The sequence below is a fragment of the Rhodococcus sp. 06-235-1A genome (assembly GCF_002258785.1).
GTDB lineage: Bacteria > Actinomycetota > Actinomycetes > Mycobacteriales > Mycobacteriaceae > Rhodococcoides.
Genome location: NZ_NOYI01000013.1, coordinates 592,845 through 600,467, shown reverse-complemented (window position 1 = coordinate 600,467; position 7,623 = coordinate 592,845). Strand labels below are relative to the sequence as shown.

The window sequence follows — 7,623 nt, the reverse complement described above, 5'->3', positions numbered from 1 at the left end:
CCGCTCGTGTACCCCGAAAGGCCTTACCGCTCGACTTGCATGTGTTAAGCACGCCGCCAGCGTTCGTCCTGAGCCAGGATCAAACTCTCCGTAAAAGACCTGCGAAACAACAATCCCGAAGGACCGTGAATCAGTCAAAGACATCAAGTCAAATCACTAGCAAAAAAACTCAACTAGCAAAAAATAAAACCCTCTCACCTCAGACGGGAAGAATGAAGCAAGAAGATGTCACACCCAAACCCCAAAAGGCTTGAGCGCCAAAAACATTCGGCACTGACATTCATCGACACACTGTTGAGTTCTCAAAGAACACGCACACACCATTCACGATCGAGCAGATGCTCGAAGATGTCCGGGGCAACCGTTCCAGCTTAGATCAGATGATCGAGCACAGTCAAACCGGCTCTTCATCCAGAAGAAGTGGAGCCTCTCGGCTCTACTGTCTTCGGCTTGTCGGAAGCGAACTCCGCGTCGCTCAGGCCTTGCGGTCTGAGCTGGCGTCCGTGTCGCTCTGACCTGGACAAAGTTACGCCCCGGATAACAACGCGTCAAATCCCCAGGTCGTTCACACGCGAATCGTGTGAACAGCCTGGTCGCAACCGGTTACTTACCCACCAGACGGGCGTCGTAACCAAATTACATGGATGTGACTCCGGCCACTGACGACGAGCACAAACTAGCCGACGACTCGCGCACCCGCGAAGTTGCGCTTTCCGCGTCGGACCACCAACCAGCGGCCGTGCAGTAGGTCGTCCGCGGTAGGCGTCCACTCTTCGTCGGAGATCTTGACGTTGTTGACCGACGCGCCGCCTTCCTTGACCGCACGCCGGGCAGCACCCTTGCTTTCGCTCAGTCCCGTAGCAACGAGCAGGTCGACGATGGTGTTCGGAGCTCCAGCCTCGATGTCGGCCACCGACGCTTCCTGCAATGCCGCGGCAAGAGTCTTCTCGTCGAGTTCTGCCAGCTCTGCTCGTCCGAAGAGTGCCTGACTGGCGAGTTCGACCGATCGAGTCGCCTCTTCCCCGTGCACGAGTGTGGTCATCTCGGCGGCAAGGCGCTTCTGGGCTTCGCGCGCATGTGGACGCTCCGCAGTTGCCGACTCGAGTTCAGCCAGCTCGTCCTTCGACAGGAAGGTGAACCAGCGCAGGTACTTCACGACGTCCGCGTCGCCGGTATTCACGAAGTACTGGTACCAGGCGTATGGGCTCGTCATCTCCGGGTCGAGCCACAGGCTGCCGCCACCCGTGGATTTGCCGAACTTCTTGCCATCGGCGGACGTGACCAGAGGAACCGTGAGGGCATGCACCGACTCGGCGTCCTGGCGGCGGTTCAGCTCCACACCGGCGATGATGTTTCCCCACTGATCGGAGCCGCCGATCTGGAGACTGCAGCCGTACTGCCGGCGAAGCTGCACGTAGTCGTTGGCCTGCAGCAGCATGTAGCTGAACTCGGTGTACGACATTCCGTCGCTCTCGAGCCTGTTCTTCACCGTCTCGCGAGCAAGCATCACATTGATCGAGAAGTGCTTACCGATGTCGCGAAGGAAATCGATGGCGGACAGCTCCCCCGTCCACGACAGATTGTTCACCACCACAGCACCGGTCGGACTCTCGTCCAAATCGACGAACCGCTCCAGCTGACCTCGAATCCGCGATGCCCACTCGGTCACGACCTCGGGAGAATTCATGGTCCGCTCCCCCACGTCACGGGGATCGCCTATGAGTCCCGTCGCACCGCCGGCAAGAATGATCGGCCGATGCCCCGCCCGCTGGAACCGCTTGAGCGCGAGCAACGGCACCAAGTGTCCTGCATGCAGCGACGGACCGGTCGGATCGAAACCGGAATACAGCGTGATCGGACCCTCGGACGTCGCTTTCCTCAGCGCATCCACATCGGTGGACTGCGCGATCAGGCCGCGCCAGGTCATTTCGTCGACGATGTTCTCACTCACGACGTCGATCTTCCCGCATGGACGCATCGGACCGTCGGTCAGGCCCACGGGCCGTCGGGCAGCGCAGCGCGGGGACTGCGTTTGTAGCTCGATACAGCCGACGATCCGCGGATCCAGAAGCGCCACTCGCGATCGGGTGCCAGGCTCACTCCGACCCGCGGGCCGGACGCGACAGCCTTTTCCGGCAGCGGATGGTCGAGCAGTTCCAGGGTGACAGCGGACGACGCGTCGAACAGCTCCGTTCCGTTGTCCGCCAGCGCGACTCCCAGTGCTCGGCCGAGGTTGCCCGGTCCACGGGCCCAACCGGCCTCGACCCGCGGCGATCGTGGACTGCGGCCGGCGCGCCTGCCCTCGACGATGTCCTGACCTGCCACGACTTCACCCGCACGCAGCAGCACGGCGGCGGCCGTCCCGTCCGGACCGCAGCTGACGTTCATGCACAAGTGCATGCCGTAACTCAGGTACACGTACAGCCGGCCCGCCGGACCGAACATCACCTCGTTGCGAGCAGTGGGCCCCCGGAAGGAATGTGCCGCCGGATCGGGCCACGGACCGTCGACCGGACCGCCGTAGGCCTCGACTTCCACGATGCGCAGAGCCACGTCGCCTGCGTGGACGGTTCCACCGAGGATGCGTCGGGCTGCGTCGTCCGGCTCTCCGGCTTCCAAATCAGCGGCGTTCACCCGTCCCATGATGCTGCGCTCTTGACCAGGACGCGCCGACGGGGCTATGACTTCACCATCCGATGACAGTCTGGAGGCCGGAATGGCATTCACCGGGCAACATGCCGTCGAGATCACCGGGCTGACCGTTCGCAGAGGCAAGCGAACGGTGCTGTCCAATCTGTCCCTGACAATCCCTCGCGGTGCCATCACCGGACTTCTGGGTCCGTCGGGATGCGGAAAGACAACCCTGATGCGCGCGATCGTCGGCACGCAGATCGTGGCTGGCGGAACCGTGACGGTGCTCGGATGTCCGGCCGGCTCGGCACCGTTGCGTCGCACAGTCGGGTATGTGACCCAGGCACCGAGTGTCTACCGCGACCTCACCGTTCGTGAGAACGTGCAGTACTTCGGGTCGCTGTACGGTCGCGGCCGCGCCGAGGTGGCGTCGGCCATCGAGGCAGTCGGACTCGCCGATCACGCGGCGTCCCGTGCGGGCGAACTCTCCGGTGGCCAACTCGGGCGGGTCTCGTTGGCCAGTGCGCTGGTCGCCGAACCCGAACTCATCGTCCTCGACGAGCCCACCGTCGGCTTGGATCCCGTGCTGCGCTCGGAACTGTGGTCGCGTTTCGCCGATATCGCGGCAGGCGGCACAACAGTGCTGATCTCGAGCCATGTGATGGAGGAGGCGGAGCACTGCAGCCGACTCATTCTCATGCGTGACGGCACCGTGCTGGCCCAATCGAGTCCGGAGGAGCTGCTCTCACAGACGAACGAGCCGACCCTCGATCGCGCATTTCTCTCGCTCATCAGGTCTACGGAGCAGCAATCGTGAACGCGCGCATCTACGCAGCGGGGACAGTGCGAATTCTGCGTCAGCTCAGAGCCGATCACCGATCGGTTGCCATGGTTCTGCTCGTGCCGTCCCTGCTGATGGTGCTGCTGTACTTCCTGTACCGAGACGTGCCCTCACCACCGAACCAGCAGTCGCTGTTCGACAGGATCGCGATCACGATGCTCGGCATCCTGCCGTTCGTCGTCATGTTTCTGATCACGTCGATCGCGATGCAGCGCGAACGGACGTCGGGAACGCTCGAACGCCTGCTGACGACTCCGATGTCCAAGCTGGACCTGCTGGCGAGCTACGGTTCCGCGTTCTCGCTAGCCGCGGTGGGACAAGCCCTGCTCGCGTGCGCCGTTGCATTCGGATTTCTCGGGCTCGATATCGAGGGCTCGGTCGGCTGGGTTCTGCTGATCGCAGTGTTGGCAGCGATGCTCGGCGTTGCGATCGGGTTGCTGTGCAGCGCATTCGCTCGCACCGAATTTCAAGCAGTTCAGTTCATGCCGGTCGTCGTGATCCCACAGCTGTTTCTCTGTGGTCTCCTGGTACCTCGTGATCAGATGCCGAGCTGGTTGAGCGCAATCAGCAACGTTCTACCGTTGAGCTACCTGGTCGACGCTCTGCAGGAGATATCCCGTCACCCCGGCGTCACCGGGCGCACGGGGACCGATATCGCTGTGGTCGTGGCGTTCACCGTTGCCGCTCTGACCGGGGCTGCCGCGACTTTACGTCGACGAACCCAGTAGTCAGCGACCCCCGTAGTCAATGACCTCGCTGAGCGCCCAGCCCGTCTAGGAGGTGGCGCGGGCCAGAATCGACTCGTGCTCGGCGTCGTCGACATCGCGGGCATCGTCGGCGAGCAAGACCGGAATGCCGTTCTCTATCGGGTACGCGCGGCGCAAACGCGGGTTGTAGAGCAGTTCGTCCTCGATCAGCAACAGCGGACCCTTGTCCACGGGGCACGCGAGAATGGACAACAGTGTCGAATCGATTGCCACAGGCATCCTTCGTTCAGCTCCGGTCGCACCGGAGTGGTGTACTCGGTAACGCTACCGAATCCGTTTTCAGCACCGCCTCTTCCCACACCTGCTGGATCGTGTCTGCAGGCTCCGTTCTCAGGACGACTTTTCGGCCGTTGTTTCCTTCCCGACGAAATGTTCGGCGACAACAGCTTTGGTCAGTCGGCGGTAGCTGTTCGACTCCGAGTCGTAGAACCAGGACCGCGCGCTCGGCGTCGGGATCCCGGACTTCTTCAGCGCCGTCGCATTCGGACGGTACGCGCGACCGACCGGAATTTCGGGCGCCACGTGCACGATGGCCGGACGCTCCGCAGGCAGCAAAGCACCGAGAGCATCCGTCAGCGCACGTGCGGTGATCACCGCTTCCGGCTGCAGCGATATGGCGCAGACCGCCACCTCGCTTGCAGTCGCCTCGACGCGGACGGATCGTGGACGATCGACCGTGACATGCACTCCGTAGACCACAGCCGAATCGACCTGGTCCAGATCCCCTACGGCGTCGACGATGGGCTGTGTGTACACCGGCCCGCACGCCGATCGCACAACGGTGTCCTTGCGGTCGATGAGCCAGTAATCGCCGTCGGAATCGCGCCGGAAGAGGTTCTCGGTGGGAATCCACGCATCCGCGGGTTCGAAAACTCCCTGCATCACGTGACTGGTCGCCTCGCCTTCACCGCTCGGTCTGCCGAGAAGTAGCCCGATCTCGTCGTCGCGGCACTGCCGGACGAAGCCGTCGTCGTCCTCCTCGAGACGCCCGGTGATCGGGTCAAAGGCCGCAAGAGCAACCCGGGCGCTGCCGGGCAACGGACGGCCCTTCGAGCCGATCTTGGAGCCGGCCACGTTGGCCAGAATCACGTCGTTCTCGGTGGAGGCGTAGAACTCGAGTACCCGCGCCGGGCTGAATCTTGCGAGGGTTCGTCGCCACAGCCCCACCGGCATACCGGACCCGATGAACAGCCGCACCGGATGCCCGGAGTCGACAGGGAATCGGCCGTCGTCGAGGATTTGCCGCATCATCGTCCAGGTGTAGCTCACGACGGTGACGCCGTAGCGGTAGACCTCTTCGCTGAACCGCTCGGGCTCGAGACCACGCGAGAGTGCGATCCGCGATCCGCCCGCAAGTGCGCCACCGATCGTGACGAGGATCCCTGCCGAATGATGCAGCGGTGCAAGGCAATACACAGTGTCACCGGGACCGAGCGCGGCCGTGGTGGCGGTGCCGAAGGCCGACAGCGCCCAGCGGTGGTTGGTGATGTATCGAGGCTCGAGACCGCGATCGGTCGTGGTGAACAGGATCATCGCAAGTTCGCGTGCACGACCAGGATCGGGCTCGTACCACTGGGGCAAACGCACACCGTCGGGATCGATGGCCTCGAGGTCGGTGACCTCGTACCCGGACGGAATGTCGAGCTGCCGCGTGTCACCGCCGCCGAGCACCAGGACGTTGGGTGTCACCGGAACTGCAGCCGCAACATTTTCCGGATCCGCGATCACCGTGTCGACGTCGACGGTCCGTAGGGCTGCAGTGAGGTCGCTGCCCGGCTGCAGTAGAACCGGCACTGCGCCGATCCGCGAGAGTGCCGCCATTGCGGCCAATGCACTGGGACGGGTCTCCATCAACACACCGATGCGCGACGCAGGCCGCACGCCGACGCTGATCAGACCGCGCACCACGTTGTCGATACGAACGTTCACGGCATCGTAGGTGTGCACTCGATCGTCGAACAGGAAGCATTCGCCGTTCGGTGACTTGCGGCCCTGCTCGGCGATCAAGCGGCCCAACGAGACCCGACTGTGCGGTTGCATCTGGCCGAGCCGCGCGAGCCGCGGCAAGGTGCGCACGGCTTCGGACGAGATTTCTCTGGTCCCGCGCACCGCGCCGGTCGCCGCGGAGGCGAGCCCGCGGCCGACGCCGACGCCCACCTCTGCGATGGAGGCAGCGGTATGGATCAATCGATTGGTGATCGACACTCCACTGTCGGAGTCGCCGTGATCCTCGCGTTCCATCACGCGGACCGCCTCGGGCTTCGGTCCGAGGTCCTCCCGCCAACGAATCCAGTTTCCGGTCGTCGGCCACGTCTGCGCAGCCGCTGTGCTGCCGACCACCAGCCCGAAATGGCCTGCACGCAAAGTAGTTTCGAACACCTGGGCTCGCGGCGCAGCTCGTTGGATCCCCCGCACCGCGAGCGGCTGACCGATGTCGTCGACCTCGCCGACGAAGGCAAGCACCGGAACCGTGAGCTCCGCCAGAGTCAGCAATCTGTCCTTGATGACGAACCCGCCGGTCATCATGCGGTTGTGGACGACGAACTGCTTCAACAACTCCGCAACGGCCGGGCCGGACCACGCCACCCACCCGTCCATGGCCAGAAAGCGGCGCTGCGGCTCGCGCGGCAACAGTGCCTCACGGTCGTGCAACTGACGCAGAAAATCCACTCGCGACCGCACGGTCTTCGCCGGATCGAGGAGCTGGAATCCCGTCCGCGCCATCCAACCCGATACAGCGAGCCGGGTGAACACATGGTCGGCCAGGAACTCCGCACCCCGCGTCGCCACTCCGGCCGGGATCCCGAGAGGCAAACCGGCGAGCGTGTCGACCGGAGCCCCGAACGTGATGAGACTGGCCAGATTTCGGCCGCCTCGGTAGGCAGCCGCCTGGTAGCAGAACATTCCGCCCTGGGAGTATCCGCCCAGGTGTACATCGCGGCCGGTGTGCTCGTGCAACTTGTCGACGACCTCACTGATCGCCACGACGTGATCGGCGAGCGTACGGCCCCACCCGCCTTCTTCGGTATCCGGCGAGCCGAAGTCGACCACCCACGGATCCAGCCCCATACCGTGCAGGATTCCGGCCGCGCCCTGGTCGGTCGTCACGTCGTACACATCCGCGGAGACCATCATCGGCGGAATGAGCACCACCGGAGGACTGTCCGCGGGAACGTCGTCAGGGAAGTACCGCCGAAGGCGATACATCGGCTCGCGGTCCATCACCCGAAACGGCGACGGATCCACCTCGGTCTCGAGACCACCGAGACGGATGACCTCGAGACCGTTCTGCGCCGTGGCGATGGCACGGCGCAGTGGACCACGTACGGCGTCTGCATTCAGTCCCACAAATACACTCCTGCGTTCGGCCCCGACGAACGACCG

Annotated in this window: 6 protein-coding genes and 1 rRNA gene; 2 read left to right on the top strand and 5 right to left on the bottom strand. The window is 63.8% G+C overall.

The features are described 5' to 3' along the window. The 3 genes from CH275_RS15890 to CH275_RS15880 form a co-directional block, all read right to left on the bottom strand. Window positions 1-95: ribosomal RNA gene (locus CH275_RS15890) — 16S ribosomal RNA — on the bottom strand; the annotation flags it as partial. Window positions 96-676: 581 nt separating this feature from the next. Next, window positions 677-1,951 carry a tyrosine--tRNA ligase gene (tyrS, locus tag CH275_RS15885; protein WP_094679320.1) on the bottom strand — a complete coding sequence of 425 codons (1,275 nt, stop codon included), beginning with the start codon at window positions 1,949-1,951 and terminating at the stop codon, window positions 677-679. A gap of 38 nt (window positions 1,952-1,989) precedes the next feature. Further along, window positions 1,990-2,643 (bottom strand): DNA-3-methyladenine glycosylase, encoded by a 654-nt coding sequence (locus CH275_RS15880; protein WP_094679228.1) that lies wholly within the window; start codon window positions 2,641-2,643, stop codon window positions 1,990-1,992. Window positions 2,644-2,680: 37 nt separating this feature from the next. On the opposite strand from CH275_RS15880, the gene CH275_RS15875 reads away from it, so the two are divergent. Then, window positions 2,681-3,448, top strand: coding sequence for an ABC transporter ATP-binding protein (locus CH275_RS15875; RefSeq protein WP_094679227.1), 768 nt, complete (start codon window positions 2,681-2,683; stop codon window positions 3,446-3,448). Then, on the top strand, window positions 3,445-4,200 hold the full coding sequence (locus tag CH275_RS15870) for an ABC transporter permease (protein ID WP_094679226.1): 756 nt from the start codon (window positions 3,445-3,447) through the stop codon (window positions 4,198-4,200). Before CH275_RS15875 ends, CH275_RS15870 begins: the two co-directional genes overlap by 4 nt. Window positions 4,201-4,245: 45 nt before the next feature. Here the strand turns inward: CH275_RS15870 and CH275_RS15865 are convergent, their stop codons facing one another. Together CH275_RS15865 and CH275_RS15860 are read right to left on the bottom strand one after the other, a co-directional pair. Next, a complete protein-coding gene (locus tag CH275_RS15865) occupies window positions 4,246-4,452 on the bottom strand; it encodes a Trm112 family protein (RefSeq protein ID WP_094679225.1) in 207 nt (68 codons plus the stop codon). 117 nt (window positions 4,453-4,569) lie between these two features. Then, complete coding sequence (locus tag CH275_RS15860) at window positions 4,570-7,587, bottom strand: AMP-binding protein (RefSeq protein WP_094679224.1); 3,018 nt, start codon at window positions 7,585-7,587, stop codon at window positions 4,570-4,572. Window positions 7,588-7,623: the final 36 nt, after the last annotated feature.

Bases quoted from the DNA above. Each gene is read 5' to 3' on its own strand.
- CH275_RS15875 (WP_094679227.1), top strand. From the start codon at position 2,681: ATGACTTCACCATCCGATGACAGTCTGGAGGCCGGAATGGCATTCACC.
- CH275_RS15880 (WP_094679228.1), bottom strand. From the start codon at position 2,643: ATGGGACGGGTGAACGCCGCTGATTTGGAAGCCGGAGAGCCGGACGAC.